At 59.7% G+C, this 15,753-nt stretch carries 13 protein-coding genes and 1 pseudogene; all 14 read right to left on the bottom strand.

From position 1 onward, the window contains the following. Positions 1–175: 175 nt before the first annotated feature. Entirely contained in the window at positions 176–1,885 is a 1,710-nt protein-coding gene (locus ACE3SS_RS03650) for a hypothetical protein (RefSeq protein WP_374591457.1), read from the bottom strand. A gap of 30 nt (positions 1,886–1,915) precedes the next feature. Further along, positions 1,916–2,137, bottom strand: coding sequence for a hypothetical protein (locus ACE3SS_RS03645; RefSeq protein WP_374591455.1), 222 nt, complete (start codon positions 2,135–2,137; stop codon positions 1,916–1,918). A gap of 95 nt (positions 2,138–2,232) precedes the next feature. Then, complete coding sequence (gene hsdR, locus ACE3SS_RS03640) at positions 2,233–4,599, bottom strand: EcoAI/FtnUII family type I restriction enzme subunit R (protein WP_374591453.1); 2,367 nt, start codon at positions 4,597–4,599, stop codon at positions 2,233–2,235. A gap of 3 nt (positions 4,600–4,602) precedes the next feature. Next, positions 4,603–6,303: a DUF262 domain-containing protein gene (locus ACE3SS_RS03635; RefSeq protein ID WP_374591451.1), complete on the bottom strand. Its 1,701-nt coding sequence runs from the start codon at positions 6,301–6,303 to the stop codon at positions 4,603–4,605. Positions 6,304–6,383: 80 nt separating this feature from the next. Continuing rightward, positions 6,384–7,661, bottom strand: a complete 1,278-nt coding sequence (locus tag ACE3SS_RS03630; RefSeq protein WP_374591449.1) for a hypothetical protein — start codon at positions 7,659–7,661, stop codon at positions 6,384–6,386. After that, positions 7,654–8,241 carry a PDDEXK nuclease domain-containing protein gene (locus ACE3SS_RS03625; RefSeq protein WP_374591447.1) on the bottom strand — a complete coding sequence of 196 codons (588 nt, stop codon included), beginning with the start codon at positions 8,239–8,241 and terminating at the stop codon, positions 7,654–7,656. The genes ACE3SS_RS03630 and ACE3SS_RS03625 overlap by 8 nt, the downstream gene beginning before the upstream one ends. Next, the gene (locus ACE3SS_RS03620; RefSeq protein WP_374591445.1) at positions 8,238–9,689 is read right to left on the bottom strand and encodes an N-6 DNA methylase; all 1,452 of its coding nucleotides are present in this window, start codon (positions 9,687–9,689) and stop codon (positions 8,238–8,240) included. The genes ACE3SS_RS03625 and ACE3SS_RS03620 overlap by 4 nt, the downstream gene beginning before the upstream one ends. Positions 9,690–10,205: 516 nt before the next feature. Further along, positions 10,206–10,361, bottom strand: a pseudogene (locus tag ACE3SS_RS03615) (IS21 family transposase); the annotation flags it as partial. Positions 10,362–10,594: 233 nt separating this feature from the next. Continuing rightward, positions 10,595–11,176, bottom strand: a complete 582-nt coding sequence (locus ACE3SS_RS03610; RefSeq protein ID WP_374591443.1) for a hypothetical protein — start codon at positions 11,174–11,176, stop codon at positions 10,595–10,597. Positions 11,177–11,184: 8 nt separating this feature from the next. After that, entirely contained in the window at positions 11,185–11,442 is a 258-nt protein-coding gene (locus tag ACE3SS_RS03605; RefSeq protein WP_374591441.1) for a helix-turn-helix transcriptional regulator, read from the bottom strand. Between the two features lie 136 nt (positions 11,443–11,578). Next, a complete protein-coding gene (locus ACE3SS_RS03600) occupies positions 11,579–12,184 on the bottom strand; it encodes a hypothetical protein (protein ID WP_374591439.1) in 606 nt (201 codons plus the stop codon). Positions 12,185–12,346: 162 nt separating this feature from the next. Next, on the bottom strand, positions 12,347–13,516 hold the full coding sequence (locus ACE3SS_RS03595) for a tyrosine-type recombinase/integrase (protein WP_374591437.1): 1,170 nt from the start codon (positions 13,514–13,516) through the stop codon (positions 12,347–12,349). Between the two features lie 373 nt (positions 13,517–13,889). Beyond that, complete coding sequence (locus tag ACE3SS_RS03590) at positions 13,890–14,798, bottom strand: LysR family transcriptional regulator (RefSeq protein WP_275052747.1); 909 nt, start codon at positions 14,796–14,798, stop codon at positions 13,890–13,892. Between the two features lie 249 nt (positions 14,799–15,047). Then, a complete protein-coding gene (locus tag ACE3SS_RS03585; RefSeq protein ID WP_298428445.1) occupies positions 15,048–15,704 on the bottom strand; it encodes a TetR/AcrR family transcriptional regulator in 657 nt (218 codons plus the stop codon). Positions 15,705–15,753: the final 49 nt, after the last annotated feature.

Below are 15,753 nucleotides of genomic sequence, written 5' to 3'. Positions count from 1 at the left end.
TTCCCCCACTTGTTCCCCCGCTTTGCGACTGCTGGCGGCCGGATGTTCGTGTCGGATCGCCCCTATGGTTGGTAACCACGTGGTAACCACATGGCAGCTGCATGGTAACCACACTGGTTAACCCTCGTCAGCCAAGTTTGGTCGGCTGGCACTGACCTTGCCGCCAGCCAGAATGCTAACCATCAAGCGCGAGGTCTGACCTGATTCGTCCGGATCCGGCCTCGGTTTTGTGCCTTGGCACATCGCGCTTGTTTTCCTGCGTCGGTTCTTCGACCCACGCTGCCGGGTCACCCACGCCAAACAGCGGCATGCGTTTGATTGGTCGATCACTGTCTAGCCAGAGCACGGGCGCCGCAAGCGTATCGGTAGCGCCAATCAGATCCGCATATCTTTCGGCCTGCTCACGCGTGTCAAACGCTCCGCAGGGTTGCAATCCGTTTGAGCCAAGTACACGCCACGTCTTTACATGCTGCTCAGTCGGCTGCACGCGGCGCTGCAACAACAAGACACGAGACAGTTCCAGCTGCAAAACACGCGACAGCTTCCGGGCGGCATCAGGTAAATCATGCCGATAAACGCCGCTCGGCGGATACCACCCTTCCCAGCGCAATTGATGCAACTCTGGCGAGCTCCATGCCACCCCATCCAGCCCCTGTTGCGATGCCCACCACAAGGCGACCTTGAGCGCGAGCATCGGCCACTCGCGCGCAAACGGAGCATCTGGCGCTGAGGATGCTGCGTCTCGATCGACATGCGACTGCTTCGCCAGCATGCCGTGCCAATCGCTCTGCACCTCGTCCAAAAAGAGCACGCGTCGCCCATCGTCGGTGCGGCAAACGTTGGTTCGCAGATGCACGAGCAAGTTGCGCACACCGGGAAAATGCCGTGGACTGTAGAAACTGTCCACCCACTCCGGCAGAGTGATCAACAACTCGGCATAGGTTCCCAGGCCGTGCAAGCTGAAATGCTCCCAGCGAGGCGTATGTCGCGCCCTGGCCGACTTCTTGAACTGTCCTGCCAAGAACACCCGAGCCTGCGCCAACGCTTGGCGTGCCGACGAATAGCCATGGATCGGCTGACCATGAACACTTTTCCCCTTGGCATCCAGAACCAACCACCACTTGCGCTCGCTTTGAATCAGATCGTGGTGCCTTGCCAGCACAACAGACCAGCCGAGCGAGCGATGCCGGTACCGGACCACATACACCGATGTCGGCCATCGGCCGAGCAAGTTGCGCTTGGTGTATTCGGTGCGCTTGATCGGCTGCGCGCATTCAATCCAGTCGTTCGAGGGGCGAAAGCTCTCATCGACCATCAAGCGGACCCGTGGCGTTGCGGCCTGCAGGTTCACCATTGACGCAACCTGCTGGCGCGTGAGTACGTCTGCCTCCTGGAAGGCTCCCGCCAAGCGGTGAATCACGCCGGAATGTTTGGTTTCGTCCTTGCTGACCCCATGCTCACCAGATGCCAAGATGAACCGAACCCATTCTCCGGCAGTTGCCCGAGCGGGGCCGCGGCGACGAATGCGTTCAACCAGGGCTGAGCCCCAGATGGGAGACCCGAGATCTTGCATGGGCGGCATGACCGGGCCGCGAAGCGCGTTCGTCAGTTCACGACCGACCCGCTCCGTCTGCGACGAGTACCAATCAAACCAGGACCAGGCATCGTCGTCGGAGCGCAGCAATATCGCCTGCCATTCAAAGGCATTCTTGCCAATGAAACGTGGGGGGAGCCCGCAGCCGTCAAGCACCACAACATCGATGAGACGCTGCACGCTAGGCAGAGAGGCCCTTAGCGACGACCTCGGCGACAAAACATGTCGCTGCTCGGCGCATCGCTCAAACGACAGGTCATAGGTTCGACCATCGGACAGCGTGACGGGCATCTTCCCCCCTGAATGCTTCGCCAGCTTCGCTCAATCTTGCGTCGGCAGATCGGCTTTTTGTTTTGTCGGAATCAGGCGACTGCTTCCATCCTTGAGGTGCACCTCGATAAAACCGCGCCGGAATTCCTCGTATGTATCTGGTTCGTCTGGATCAGGTTGAAGCCGACGCCAAACAGCTTTTGTCTGCGGCTGGCTCGGCGCCTCCCGGCTACCAAACAGACGACGCTTCAGGTCAAGAAAAAAGCTGAACATGGTTGAAGGGCTCCGTTGATCCGCTCACATTGCGCAGCACCACAGGCGTTGGACTTCTCCCGTAGAGATCAGGCTTGGGCACAGCCTTGTCCTTGCTAAGCGTCCGATGCTTTGCCAGCGTTACCTGGTGAAGCCGGCTCATACAAGTGCCGTTGAAACCCAACGAAAACGCCGCGTACCTGCTCGGGTTTGCCCAGTTCGGCAAACGCATCCGACAGCGCGTTTTGATACTTCAACTTCAACAGCGGTGACAACTTCTCGGCATCCAGTTCGTCCACGCCTTGCTTCACGTATTGAGCCAGCACGAAATCGACGAATGCGCGCTGTTTGTCAGTGAATTCAGTGGCGGAGGCCGCGCGTGCAGCAGCAGCTCGCGCTTCACGAGTTTGGGGTGCGGCGGCGAACGCCACGTAGGCCAACACATCGAATAGATCGCTGTCGGTCGCATCGATGGCTTTTTGCATTTCGGCCAGGGGTTCGCGGCCAAAACCTTTGTCGCCCAGGCCTGCCAGCAGCGCCTTGCGGGTTGCTGGATCGCTCCAGATGCGGCGCAACTCGTCTTCATCCTTGAAGAACTCGGGCAGCGCACCGAACAGGCTCTCCAGAAACTGCGCAGCCGACATAGGCCGCCCATCTGCGCTCCAGAAGGTGGTGGCAGACATGTGCTGAATCGCGCGCTCTTTGCCATCGGCCAGCTTTACCTTGATCTTTGCCGGGCGCGGGTCGATCGGATCCTTTGGCCGGGGCTCGTTGACGCCAACCACGATAGGCCCGTTTTCCACGCCCCCCGTTTTGGGCTTGGGCGGTTCCGGCTCGATCGGTTCGCCATCCCATTCCGGATCGCTGAACAGGTGATGCGCCTTCACGAAGTCATAGATCGTGAAGTAGTCCTTGCCGTCATACAAGCGAGTGCCACGGCCGATGATCTGCTTGAACTCGATCATCGAATTCACCGGCCGCATCAGCACGATGTTGCGCACATTGCGTGCGTCAACGCCCGTGGACAACTTTTGCGACGTGGTCAGGACAGTCGGGATGGTCTTCTCGTTGTCCTGAAAGTCGCGCAGATATTGATCGCCCAGTGCGCCGTCGTTGGCCGTCACCCGCACGCAATAGAGCGGGTCGGTGCTGGTCTTGGCCTGGTTGATCAGGTCACGCACGGCCAGCGCATGGGCCTGGGTGGCGCAGAACACGATGGTCTTCTCGCGCTGGTCGATCATGCTCATCAAGAGTTTGACCCGGTAGGCCTCGCGCTCCTTGATCTCGATGATCTTGTTGAAGTCCTTTTCTTCGTAGCGCTTGCCAGCCTGAATATCACCCTCAACCACCAGGTCGTCAGGCGTATACACGTACTCGTCCAGCGTGGTGGCGATCTGTTTGACCTTGAACGGCGTCAGGAAGCCATCGTTGATGCCCTCCTTGAGCGAATACACAAACACCGGCTCGCCGAAGTAGGCATAGGTGTCGGCATTGAGTGTGCGCTTGGGCGTGGCCGTCAAACCGAGCTGCACGGCCGGCGCGAAGTAATCGAGGATGGCGCGCCAGCTGCCTTCATCGTTGGCACCGCCGCGGTGGCATTCGTCGATCACGATGAAGTCGAAGAAGTCGGCCGGGTACTCACCAAAGTATGGCGAGCCGCCTGGGCCGCTCATGAAGGTCTGAAAGATCGTGAAGAAGATGCTGCCGTTCTTCGGCACCCGGCCCTTCTTGCTGATGCTGGCGGGGTCGATCCGCACCAGCGCATCGTCAGCGAAGGCCGAAAACGCGTTGTAGGCCTGATCCGCCAGGATGTTGCGATCGGCCAAAAACAGAATGCGCGGGCGTCGAGACGGCTCGGCGCCGCTTTTCCAGTCGGCCAGATTCCAGCGGCTTTGAAAGAGCTTCCAGGCCAGCTGAAAGGCGATGAAAGTTTTGCCCGTGCCTGTGGCCAGCGTGAGCAAGATGCGATCGCGCCCGTCGGCTATGGCTTGCAGAACGCGATCGATCGCGATGTCCTGGTAATAGCGCCCCTGCCACGTGCCGCCCTTGTCTTCAAAAGGTACGGCAGCGAAGCGGTCGCGCCAGGCGTTGGCCTCGGCAAAGGTCAGGGCCCACAACTCGTCCGGGCTCGGGTAGTTGGCAACGTCACCTTCGGCGCCCGTGGCCATGTCGATGCCGTAAATCGCCTGGCCATTGGTGGCATAGGTATGGCGCACAGCCAGCTTGGCCGCATAGCTCTTTGCCTGCGCCACACCTTCGGTATACGGCTTGTCCCAAGCCTTGGCCTCGATGACGGCCAGCTTGGTGTTTCGGTAGACCAGAACGTAATCGGCGATCTCTGCCTTGGCCCGTTTGCCGCCACCCTGCAGCCGGCCTTGCGTGATGCCGTGCTCGCGCAGGATGCGACTGCCTTCAACCACGCCCCAGCCAGCGGCCTTCAGGGCAGGGTCAATGTGTTCCGCGCGGGTCTCGGCTTCGTTCATGGCTCAGGCGAAGTCCACGCGCCACACATGCGCTGCACGCTGCGCTAGCAGATCCTGTCGGGCATTGATGGCGGCCGGCGTCCATTCCGCCTGACCCGAACCCGCCATGTCTACCGTCATACGGTAGGTGCTGCCGGCATAGCGCGAGAGCTTCTGCGTGAACGTGTCGTTTTGGCAGGCCCGGTTGATGGGTGCTTCCAGCAAGAGCAGGTTGCCCAGCCGGTAGGTGAAGTCCTTCTGGCGCTCGGGTGCAAAGGCATCGTCCCAGGCGGCGGAGGGGTTCTCGGGCAGCACGTGTTCAATCGTGGCGGGATCGGATTCCCAGTCTCGGGCCACGCCCGAGGCATCGGCCTCAAGCTTGCACAGTACGTACTTCACCAAGCGCTTGCGGCGGCCGTGTGTGTCGATGTCCTTGGTCGAGAAATCGCGTATGAAACGCTCGTCATCCACCAAGATGCCTCGCAGCGCCTCGAACACCCCGGCCGGCGTGGTGATCGCGCCGTCCAGTAACCCCTTGGCAGCGGCATGGTAGGCCGGCTCCAGCTCATTCGTGTTGAGCCCACCGATGACCGTGTATCGAAACGACAGCACGCACAAGAGTTTGAGCACTCGCACCACGTCTTCGCGACCCAGACGCTCCCAGGCTGCGAACACCAGCGGTGTGTGCTGACGCACCCCGAACAGCGCCAGGTCGCGCACATGTGGCCGCGCGGCCGGCAGGTCCACCCAGTACTCGTGGGTGGCATCGTCCATGGCGGCGAACAGGTCAGCGCGCGCCTCCAGCGCTTCCATCAGGGCGAACACGTCTGCAGCGGTCTGCACATCTTCACGCACGATCTTGAACAGCCTTTGCTTGCGCACCTGAGGGAAGCGGCACAACAGGTGATAGCGCAAGAACTCGGGGAAGCGCTCGTGCTTGACCGTGCCGATCAGCTGGCGCCAACGTCGCTGCAGGGCAGCCAGATCGGCCTGAGTCTTGACCCGGGAGAACAGGTAGTTCTTGAGCAGGTCGGTGGACGACAGTTCCAGCCCGCGCGCGTTGAGGGTTTCAAACACCGTGTAGGCGCTCAGGTCGTCTTCTACCGTGATCTGGATGAACAGCAGCTGCCGCGCCACGGTGTCGGACAACAGACGCGCAAGGCCCTCACCGTCCAGCCCCAGATCAGTCACGCGCTTGAGAAACCATTCAAAGCACTGCCACAGCAGTCGGTTGGACTTGGGCAGCGCACGCGGGTTCTGTGGCGTGCGCAACTGCACCAAGTAGTCTTGGTAGAAGCCGTCATCGGTGTCGTTGAGGAAGAGCTTGCTGCTTTGCTGCAGCGAGGCGGGGTCTTTTTCACCGATGAATCGATTGCGCAGCTGCGTAGCGCGTTCCTGGTTGGCTTCACGGGTGGCCGGGTCACCGGGCAGGGTGCCAAGGCCGGATATGACGGCCAACGCCAGCAGGCTGAGCGTGGCCACGCGCTGCTGGCCGTCGATGATCTGAAACTCCCGGTCGGAGGCGGCTTCCAGCACCAGGGCGCCCATGTAGTGGAAGGCGCCCGGCGTGGCGCGCAGCTCCAGGATGTCGTTCCACAGGTCTTCCCACTGCTCTTCTTCCCAGGCGTAGTCGCGCTGGAAGGCTGGCACGCGGTATTTCTTGCCGTTGCCGATCAGGTCGAGGAAGGTGACGTCGGCGGTTTTCAGCAGGTTGCTCTTGGCCATGGCGGGGTTCCCTTGTCGGGGCCGATGCACGCCCCATGGGTTTGAACTTTATGCGATCTGGTGTGGCGGGGCGTGCGGGCTCATAGCTGGCCGGTGAAGGCCTGATGCAGGAGGGATTGCTTGAGTTCGTCGAGAGCGGCGATTTTTCGTTGATAGATGGCAGCCAGGCGCTGACACTCACCATGCAGATCATCGAGGCGATTGGTCGCGGCCTGCTGTACCTCACGGCTCCGCGGATAGCGAACGCGAACCGCTCCGATCTTGCCGGGCGATGTATGCCTGACCTTGGCACCTGACGCGCTGTCGTGGATCTCTTGGCGGACACGCATGAGATTGAACACATGGAAGAAAAAGCCATTGAACCAGGGCACATCAGGCTTGCCGATGACCTTGCCCAACCGCTGGTTATGCAGGTATCGCCCTGACTCCGGCACCAACAAGGGACTCCCGAGCAAGCCAGCCGCTTGCTCCGTCATGGCAACCAACAGATCACCTTCATCCAGCACAAAGGCCGGCGGGATGGAGCCAGTGAAGTACTTGGTCTTGTCACCCCGATCCCGGAAGCCACCTGCTTCGTGGAAGCTGCCTGGCGTCAGCAAAACATGCTCACCCGAGTCGGCGAAGAATTCGCCTTCAAAGGCGTAACCGTGCTTGATGTCGCACAGCTCAGACAAGGTCGCTTCAGACCAGGACGCATCACCTGACAGTGCTGCTTCGCGATGGTGAGCGAACACGTCCATTACGTTGCGAAGGTTCTGCTCGGCATGGGCCTTGGCGGTGGCGATGGCCTCGAAGGCTTCGTCGAGGATGGCGACGATGCGACGCTGCGTATCGATATCAGAAGGGAAACTGACTCGGTAGTCGTTGGCCAACTTCGCGCGGGAAAGTTCAGTTTGGCCCCCGCAACCCTCACCACCTTCTTGAATCTGATTTTCAATGGCGATCAGCGCGTACCCGAAAAACTCGGTGTAGAACAGCCCTTGCAAGGGTCGAACGATAGTCACATGCGAATCAACAGTTGCCGACTCTGGCGGTGCTTCCCTGATTTGAGCGACACGCCCTAACGTACCTGTTCCAGTGGAGTTGACCAACACATCGCCAACACGCACAAGCCTTTCTGGTGACACCCTCTTGACTGCCACGTCATGACGCCGGCCGAGGTCAAAGTTGACTGCATGGTCGCGAACACACTTTTGATTCAGGACCGCAATACCGCCACTTTCCAAGTAAGTCGGCGAGATGCCGCGGTTTATGAACTCGCAGACTGCGCCCAGTGGTTCGCTCCGCCACTCAACGTTCGTACGAGCCTCTGGATCCTTATTGGCTTTTTTGCACGCCACGCCTTCAGCCTTACTCATCCCCCACCTCGCCCGTCCACTCCTGCAACTTCTGCCGAAACTCCACTTTGCTCGGCAGATACAGCCGGTACTCCCGCGCATGAATGTTGGCATCTGCCGGCAGCGCGATTTCCACCAGTGCTTCGTTCTTCTTCTTGCACGGCACGATGCCGATGGTCGCGTTCTCGCCTTCGGCCTTCACGTAGCGGTCGAAGTAGTTCATGTACATCTGCATCTGGCCCAAGTCCTGGTGCGTGAGCTTTGATTGTCCAGTCGCTGTCTGGACAATCGGCGCATGGGCTTGGTAGGCCGGGTAGAAGCTGCGCATGGAGGCCAGGTTGCTGCGCGAGTAGCCCTTGCCAAACTCAGCTGAGAGCCGCTCGGCCAAAGCCGTGATCAGGGCCTTGCCATAGCCGGCCCGAGCCCGGCCTTGCTGCTCATGCTCCACGATGTGGCGGCCGATCTGGAAGGAGGTGTGAACCTGCACCAGATCAATACCGCGCACCACGCTTTGGCGGGCTGTGGTGATGAGCTCACCGATGCGCTTTGCCAGCGCAGCCTCGGCGGCAGCGGCCAGGTCAGCTCGTTTGATCTGCTTCACACCAGCCCCCTGATCGTAGCAAGCACTTCGGCGCTCTCGGCATCCAAGGCTGCAATCTCATCGAGGATCTCCTGCGGCGTGCGCAGGGCCACTTCATCACCGCCGTTCGGGTTTTTGACGGACAGATCGAAGGTGGCAGCATCGATGCCGGCCACGTCCACAGACCAGCTCTGAGTCGAGTCGGAAAAGGTCTTCTGCCGCTCGACAAAATCAAGCAGGTCGTCGTCGTTCAGCGGATTGGTCTTGCCCAAGCTGCGGCCCGGGTTCAACTGGTAGAACCAGACCTTGCGCGTGGGCGCACCCTTCTCGAAGAACAGCACCACGGTTTTCACGCCCGCCCCCTGGAAGGTGCCGCCGGGCATGTCCAGCACCGTGTGCAGGTTGCAACTTTCAAGCAGCAGCTTGCGAATGCTGGTGCTGGCGTTGTCGGTGTTGCTCAGGAAGGTGTTCTTGATGACGATGGCCGCGCGCCCGCCGGCCCGCAGCGTCTTGATGAAGTGCTGCAAGAACAGAAAGGCGGTCTCGCCCGTCTTGATGGGGAAGTTCTGCTGAACCTCCTTGCGTTCCTTGCCACCAAATGGCGGGTTGGCCAAGATCACATCAAAGCGGTCCCGGTCTTGAATGTCGCTGATGTTGTCGGCCAGCGTGTTGGCATGGATGACGTTGGGCGCCTCGATGCCGTGCAGGATCATGTTCATGATCGCAATCACGTAGGCTAGGCTCTTCTTCTCTTTGCCGTAGAAGGTGCGTGTCTGCAGCGTCTTCAGATCGTCGGCCTTGGTGGCCTTGGGCAGCAGGTAATCAAAGGCCTCGCACAAGAAGCCCGCCGAGCCGCAGGCGCCGTCATAAATGCGCTCGCCGATCTTCGGGTCCAGCACCTTGATCATGGCGCGGATCAGGGGGCGTGGCGTGTAGTACTCGCCGCCGTTGCGCCCCGCGTTGCCCATGTTCTTGATCTTGGCTTCGTACAGGTGTGAGAGCTCGTGCTTCTCAGTCTGTGAGCGAAACCGCAGCTCATCGACCAGTTCGATCACATCGCGCAGGTTGTAGCCGCTCTGGATCTTGTTCTTGATTTCGCCGAACACCTCGCCGATCTTGTACTCAATGGTGTTGGGCCCGCTGGCACGCTGCTTGAATCCGGCCAGGTAAGGGAAGAGCTTGGTATTGACGAAGTCCCGCAGGTCGTCGTCTGTCATGGCGGCGTTGTGGTCAAACTTGCCGTCCGCCGTCTTGGGTGCCGCCCAGCTATCCCAACGAAACTCTTTAGCCAGGATGAACGTGTAGCGCTTGCCTTCCAATTCGGCTTCAGAAGACTTGTCTTGCTCAAGCGCGTCGAGATACTTCAGGAACAACAGCCAAGACGACTGCTCGGTGTAGTCCAACTCGCTCGTGCAACCCGCATCTTTGTGCAGGATGTCGTCGATGTTCTTAAAAGTCTGTTCAAACATGTCAGGACAGCAATCAGGGAAACGAAGGCCGCGCCATTGTCCACAGAATTACGACGTGTACCCACCCCAGCATGAGAGAGGCTGGTCAGCAGGCAAACGGGCACGAAGATCAGGTAGCTTGAGATGCCAGAAACGCCGCGTTTTGCTGCGTACCTTGCTGCGCACCAGGTTGGAAGTCCGCAACTAAAAGCAACTTTCGGCGCAACTTTCCAGGCCAATGATTCCGAAGTCGGTTTGATTGACTCGAGTCCACCGGCGCAGAAATGGACGTGCGGCCCCTGGTGCGCGATGCGCGCAACGCCGCGATCACCGGAAATGGCCGTGCGACTCTGCGGCAAGCATCACCACTCCAAGTGACCGCCTGGATTCCAGATGTTCGTTTCAATCCACGCCCGCCATCACTGACGGGCGATGCGTCGCTATGCAAATTTGCACACCGCCCAACTCGCGTTTCAATCCACGCCCGCCATCGCTGACGGGCGATGCGGGGGTGCACAAATCTGTGCAGGCCCCCTGCCTATGGGCATCAGCCTTGAGTGCCTGCTTGAGAACCACGTGGAAGGCCGTCAATTTGCCCGGCTGCTCGCTTCGCCGGTACTTGGGCTCGCCATCCAATGGCGCCTTCAGCCACTTGGCTATCGTGTTGCGCGACAGCCCAGTCATCCGCGAGATCTCCCGCTCTGGCTACTTGCCTCGGCTGTGCAGCCGCCGGATTCTGCCGATCATGTCCATGGTGATCACTCCTCGAACCCCGCTGCATCAAAAAGCAGCAAAGTAGGTTGAACACCTGGCTCAGTTTTAGGGCAACGCTGAACAAGTTCAGAACTGGCACGGCACCTGCATTGAATGTGGCGTGAAGCAACAAACCCTGGCGATGGCTTAGGTCTTGCAGCCCTCGCCAGAGTTCAATGGCCTCTGCTAGCACGCTCATACTCATTGATCTCGTTCACAAATTCCTGATGAGAAGCCTCCATCTTCAAGGCTGTATTGGGTTTTGCTGTGTTGGGCTTTACTAAGGACTCGCGACCACCTCGCGACTTACTCGTCAGGGTACTCGCCGAGGTACTCGTCGGGGTACTCGCTGAGGTACCCGGTGGGGTGCTCGTCGGGTTACCCGCAGGTTCGTCGGGTGCGCAATTCCGTTGATTGATTTTTGCAGCGCCTTTTTTGCCGCCTGCAGATTGCTTGGCTTTGCGCTGCTCAAGATGCTCCCTGTAGCTGTCGAGTTCAGGGCAAACAATGAAGTCACCCCTGACCTCAACAAATGACGCCAAGGCATTCAACGCTGCGGTGACTTCACCCTGAGGGCTGCCCAGAAACCGAGACAGTTTTTCGGGGTCAGCCGGCAGTCGCTTGTTTGCCCAGCATTCAAGCCTGATGGTGTAGAGCAATCCGCGCTCAGCCAGCGACATGGAGCGAAAGTCGGCATTCGCCAGCATGTTTGCCGCGTATTCCTGATATGCCGGGGGTTCACGTTTCTGACTCATGACGCCCCCTATTGCGAGACCAACGCGGCCAGGCGTTCGGTTCGCTTGGCGTGCAGGTGCATCACGAGTGCTCGGATCTCATCATCCGACTTGCCTGCAATGCGGGCTGCACAAATAGCGCGAACCTCATCATCAGGCCAGCCAACAGAGCGTTGGCCAATAGATACCGGCTTCGTGAAAAGCCCGGCCTTGATGGCGTTGTAGATGCTGGCGTGCGAGCGGTAACCGGTTTCAGCCTTGACGGCTGGCATTCTCAAAATCGACATTGCTGCTCCTTGGTGACGGCCTTGTCAGCCGTTGTAAACGTGGGGAGCAGTTTTGATTTTCAGGCGTTGGGTTTGAAGCCGGTCAGCCGGCATGGAGATAGATTGGCCGGCGCACGATGCACTGCGCAAGCAGGAACTACGTTGTGCCGGCAGAGCGCAACTTTTTCCACTCACCGACCCAAGCTCGTGCCGTTCTGAATGCAATTGGGGCAATCTTTCCGGCAATGGCTTCGGCTGCCTTGTCCATACTTTTGAAGTTCTTCATATGAGCGTCTAGCCATGCAAACACGTCAGCTTTCATCGCTCGATTTTCCGCATGTAAGGCATTTGCGCCAGCAGTAGCCAGCGCTTTGCGCCCCATGCTAATCAGAACTTCCTTCTCATCAATCTTCCCGATCAAGGCCAGCACACTCCCACGCTTGGACGCTACAAGCATCAGTGTCTGAAGACTTGAAAGCTCGTCCTCCGCTTCATCCAATGTCAAGTACAGAGCCCCATAACTCAAGCTGGTGTGCCAAATTGCAGCTCGGGGCGTTTGAGGGGAGGCCTGAAACAAAATCTCAAGTTGCTTATTCGCTTCTTCGAGGTGCGCCTCCATGCCCGAATCTTGAAATGCGATGACGTCCCAAGCGCTCATCCCATGGTCCCTCATGACCGACTCGGGAATACCCATGTGGTCTCTTGTAATCACGTTCCACGCAGCCACTTCCTCGCGCCAAAGGGTCTTGATCACGTCTTTCATCTGGTGAGACTTCCATTGCCCGCGCGTCCAATCGCGGGCCCCGAGAAGCACCTTTGGACGGGCTTGCTTGATGAACTGTCCAATTGGGGGCTCATGCTCGCCTCAACTCAATCACGGCCGCGCCAGCCCGCAACGTGTCTAGGTAGTCAGCCCACGTCTGCATCATTTGCCGGCGTTGCTCCAGATACTCAGCCCGGTCGTAGGCGCTGCCCAGGGGCCGGATTTGCCGTGGCCCAGTTGAGCTTCCACCATGTCAGCGGGAATGCCCGGGATGCGCTCAGCAATCATGGTTCGAGCCATGGCCCGAAACCCGTGAGCCACATGTTCGTCATTGCCAAAGTCGAGCCGACGCAGCGCCGCATTGATGGTGCCGTCACTCATGGGCTTGGTATGGTCGCGTGCCCCGGGGAATACGTACCGCCCGTTTCCGGTCAGTGGTTTGATCGAGCTGAGAATGCGTACAGCCTGGGTAGATAACGGCACTAGGTGCGGTTTGCCGTTCACCTTCTCATGCAGCTTGCGCTTCATCTGGGACGGAGGAATGGTCAACATGGCGCCTTCCAGATCAACCCATGTCCACTCCATCGACCTGATATTGCCCGGCCGCTGAAAGAAGAGCGCCGACAGTTGCAGGGCAGCCAAGGTGGTCGGCTGCCCGGTGTACCCATCAATGGCACGCAGCAAGCCTCCCGCCTGAACGGGATCAAGCACTGCAGAGAAGTGCTTGGCAATGTGTGGCTTGAGTGCCCCCTTCAGATCGCTCGCGGGGTTGTGCTCGCAATAGCCAGTCTGGATTCCGTAGCGGAACACTTGTCCTGCCATTTGATGCAGGTCTTGAGCCGTGCTGAGGATGCCTTTGGCTTCGGCTTTGCGCAGCGTGGCCAGCAGTGACGGCGCCTTGATGTTGCCGAGCGGCAAGCTGCCGATGTGGGGGAACAAATAGAGCTCGTTCATCCGCAGCCACTTGGCGGCATGGCCGGAGCTCCAGCCCGCTGACTTAACGCCGTGGAACTCTCGCGCCACCACCTCGTAGGTGTTTGCTCCCGCAACTGCCTTGGACAGCTTTTCTGCCTGGCGTACCTGCACGGGATCGGACCCACTCTCGCGAGCCTTGCGAGCTTGATCTCGACCGTCTCGTGCCGCCTTGAGTGAGACGCTAGGGTAGCTGCCCAACGCCAGCCGCTTTTCTTTGCCATCAAACCGGTACTTCGCGAACCATCGCTTCGAACCGTTGGGCGTCACCTCCAGGTACAGTCCCCCGGCATCAGCCAAGCGAATGCGTGGCTTGTCCTGTGGGCATGTGGCGTTTTTACAAGCGGGATCCGTCAGCATGGGGGAACAATCCGGGGGAACGTTTGGCCCCTGTAGGGGGTACAGTTGATCTGTTCCCCCAAATGTTCCCCCGGTCATCGATGTATGTCAATGTCTTCCGCTGTACATCGCTGCAAGGTAACTTCTTGATTTACCAATGAAAAAGGCCGTCAGGTGTATGTCCTTGACGGCCTTTGACAATTCATTTGGAGCGGGTGAAGGGAACCTTATCGTGTTCCCAACTCGTTGATTGATAACGAGTTTTCCGCACTCGGCGAACCGAGATGGACATAATTATGGACTGAAAAACCACGCTTGGTCAACGCGCGCTCCGAGCAAGTCCAGTGCGAGCCATGGACAGCCAGCAATAGCCAATGTACCCCAGCGCTCAACGTCACGAGGCCGGCTCATCTCCTTTTAGCAGGAACTCCTCGTGTGCGCGCTGCAGGAACCGCCTCATGGGTTCAGAGGGTTCGGCGCCGCGGCGCAGCAGGTAGGTGGACAGCATGGGTGGCGTACCGGCCAAGGGGCGGACGGTTATGTCGGGGCGGTTCAGGGTCTGCACCTGCGAAGCAATGGCGAAACCGATGCCGTAACCGGCACCGACCAGAGTCAGCATCACGCCTAAGCTCGTCACCTGATCTACCAGCTTGAGCGGCTTGGACGCACCTTGAAGCACTGCCTGGATCTGATGGTGGCAGCCCGATCCCGCGTCGGGATGGCACAGCACCAGCGGAAACTTCAAGGCTTCCTCCAGCGGCACTTCCGCATGCACAAGCAAGGGGTGGCGCACGGGCACGATTACTGATAGCGGATCGGTCCAAACAGGCACGGCGACGAGGCCATCATTCACCGCATCCGAGAGCGCAAAGCCGATGTCCAGCAGATCGTTGTGCAGGCCCTTGAGCTGCTGCGCGAAAGGCAGCTCGAAGACGCGAATCTCCAGTTCCGGTTCTTCCTCGCGGCTGCGCGCCAGCAAGGTGGCAATGTGGGGCTGCGCCAAGCTGTCGCAGATGGCGATGCGCAGATAACCCTGATAGCCTTGCGCCGCCGCCTTTGCGGCACTCACCGCCTGCTCCACGGTGGCCAGCACGCGCCGGCTCTCGCCGAGGAACACTTGGCCGGCCCAGGTTAGCCGTGTCTGGTTCGCGCTGCGGTCGAACAGCTGCACGCCGAGAGTGGCTTCGAGATTGCGCATTGCGCGCGACACGGGCGATTGCTCGACGCCAAGGCGCTCGGCCGCTCGTGCGAAATGCAGTTCTTCCGCGACCGCAACGAAATAGCGCAGTAGTCTGAATTCCAAAGCGGCCTCCTGTTTGCCCGTTCTTGGCCGGCGCCCACCTCATTTGGACTCCGTCTCGCTCTCTCCTACGATGATTGGAAAGAGGTTCTGGCTCTACAGAGGGAACAGATTCGCCACAGTCCTCCTTACTTCATCAACACCTCAGACTCACCTGTTTCGACTCACGCATCAGTTTTGAATGCCTGGTTTCTGCCCAAAGGCCTGCACTCCACCAGGCGAATATCCCAAGCCCCGAGCGACAAAGCCGCGTTATGGCGTCAGCAACTCCCGTAGCATCGCTACGTGAAGGCGTTCCCATGCGCTCATCGCATCAGGGGCCGCCGCGCCGCGGACCACGCAGTCGAGCATGGCATGTATGCCGGGCGACAGGATCAGACGCGGCTCACGCGTGATGGCACTGTTGCGCAGCGTGCCCTGTTGGACGCCACGCTGGAGCAGGCACGCCACATCGGCGATGTGCGGCTCAAACATGGTCTGGTGCCATTGACCGAAGGCCTGCGGCGCGCGCGAACCGTCAGCCAGCAGCAAGCGCACGGCCTGCAGCACCGAGGGATCGCCGAAGGATTGGTACATCGGCTCCACAACGCGACTCACCAGAAGGTCCACGGTCACGGGTTCGTCGTCCGCCAAAGGCTCGGGGGCGGCCGGCACAGGCTGGATTAGGCGCTTGAGCAGTGCGCCGAAGATATCCTCCTTGCTGGAGAAATGCGTGTAGACGCCGCCTTTGGACAGACCCGCGGCCGCGGCGATGTCGTCCAGGCGTGCGGATGCGAAGCCCTTGTCGGAGAACACATGCAGCGCTGCGTCGAGGATCTGCGTGACGCGAGTGACTGCAGGCAGGCGCCGGCGCGGCGGGCATGGCTCGCTGACGCCGGGCGATGCTGCCGAGATATCGTTTTTGATCATGGTGGTGTGTGCTAGGCAAGAAGAAGCCGACGCCTTACCCCGGCGACTG

It is taken from the genome of Aquabacterium sp. (assembly GCF_041915145.1).
Classification (GTDB): Bacteria; Pseudomonadota; Gammaproteobacteria; order Burkholderiales; family Burkholderiaceae_C; genus Aquabacterium.
The sequence above is the reverse complement of the archived record's forward strand: the minus strand, read 5'-3'. Positions and strand labels throughout refer to the sequence as shown.

What these genes read in the sequence shown, in the direction of transcription:
- ACE3SS_RS03630 (WP_374591449.1), bottom strand. Translation starts at nt 7,661, where the DNA reads ATGAGTAAGGCTGAAGGCGTGGCGTGCAAAAAAGCCAATAAGGATCCA.
- ACE3SS_RS03585 (WP_298428445.1), bottom strand. Translation starts at nt 15,704, where the DNA reads ATGATCAAAAACGATATCTCGGCAGCATCGCCCGGCGTCAGCGAGCCA.
- ACE3SS_RS03650 (WP_374591457.1), bottom strand. Translation starts at nt 1,885, where the DNA reads ATGCCCGTCACGCTGTCCGATGGTCGAACCTATGACCTGTCGTTTGAG.
- ACE3SS_RS03605 (WP_374591441.1), bottom strand. Translation starts at nt 11,442, where the DNA reads ATGTCGATTTTGAGAATGCCAGCCGTCAAGGCTGAAACCGGTTACCGC.
- ACE3SS_RS03635 (WP_374591451.1), bottom strand. Translation starts at nt 6,303, where the DNA reads ATGGCCAAGAGCAACCTGCTGAAAACCGCCGACGTCACCTTCCTCGAC.
- ACE3SS_RS03620 (WP_374591445.1), bottom strand. Translation starts at nt 9,689, where the DNA reads ATGTTTGAACAGACTTTTAAGAACATCGACGACATCCTGCACAAAGAT.
- ACE3SS_RS03600 (WP_374591439.1), bottom strand. Translation starts at nt 12,184, where the DNA reads ATGAAAGACGTGATCAAGACCCTTTGGCGCGAGGAAGTGGCTGCGTGG.
- hsdR (WP_374591453.1), bottom strand. Translation starts at nt 4,599, where the DNA reads ATGAACGAAGCCGAGACCCGCGCGGAACACATTGACCCTGCCCTGAAG.
- ACE3SS_RS03595 (WP_374591437.1), bottom strand. Translation starts at nt 13,516, where the DNA reads ATGCTGACGGATCCCGCTTGTAAAAACGCCACATGCCCACAGGACAAG.
- ACE3SS_RS03610 (WP_374591443.1), bottom strand. Translation starts at nt 11,176, where the DNA reads ATGAGTCAGAAACGTGAACCCCCGGCATATCAGGAATACGCGGCAAAC.
- ACE3SS_RS03645 (WP_374591455.1), bottom strand. Translation starts at nt 2,137, where the DNA reads ATGTTCAGCTTTTTTCTTGACCTGAAGCGTCGTCTGTTTGGTAGCCGG.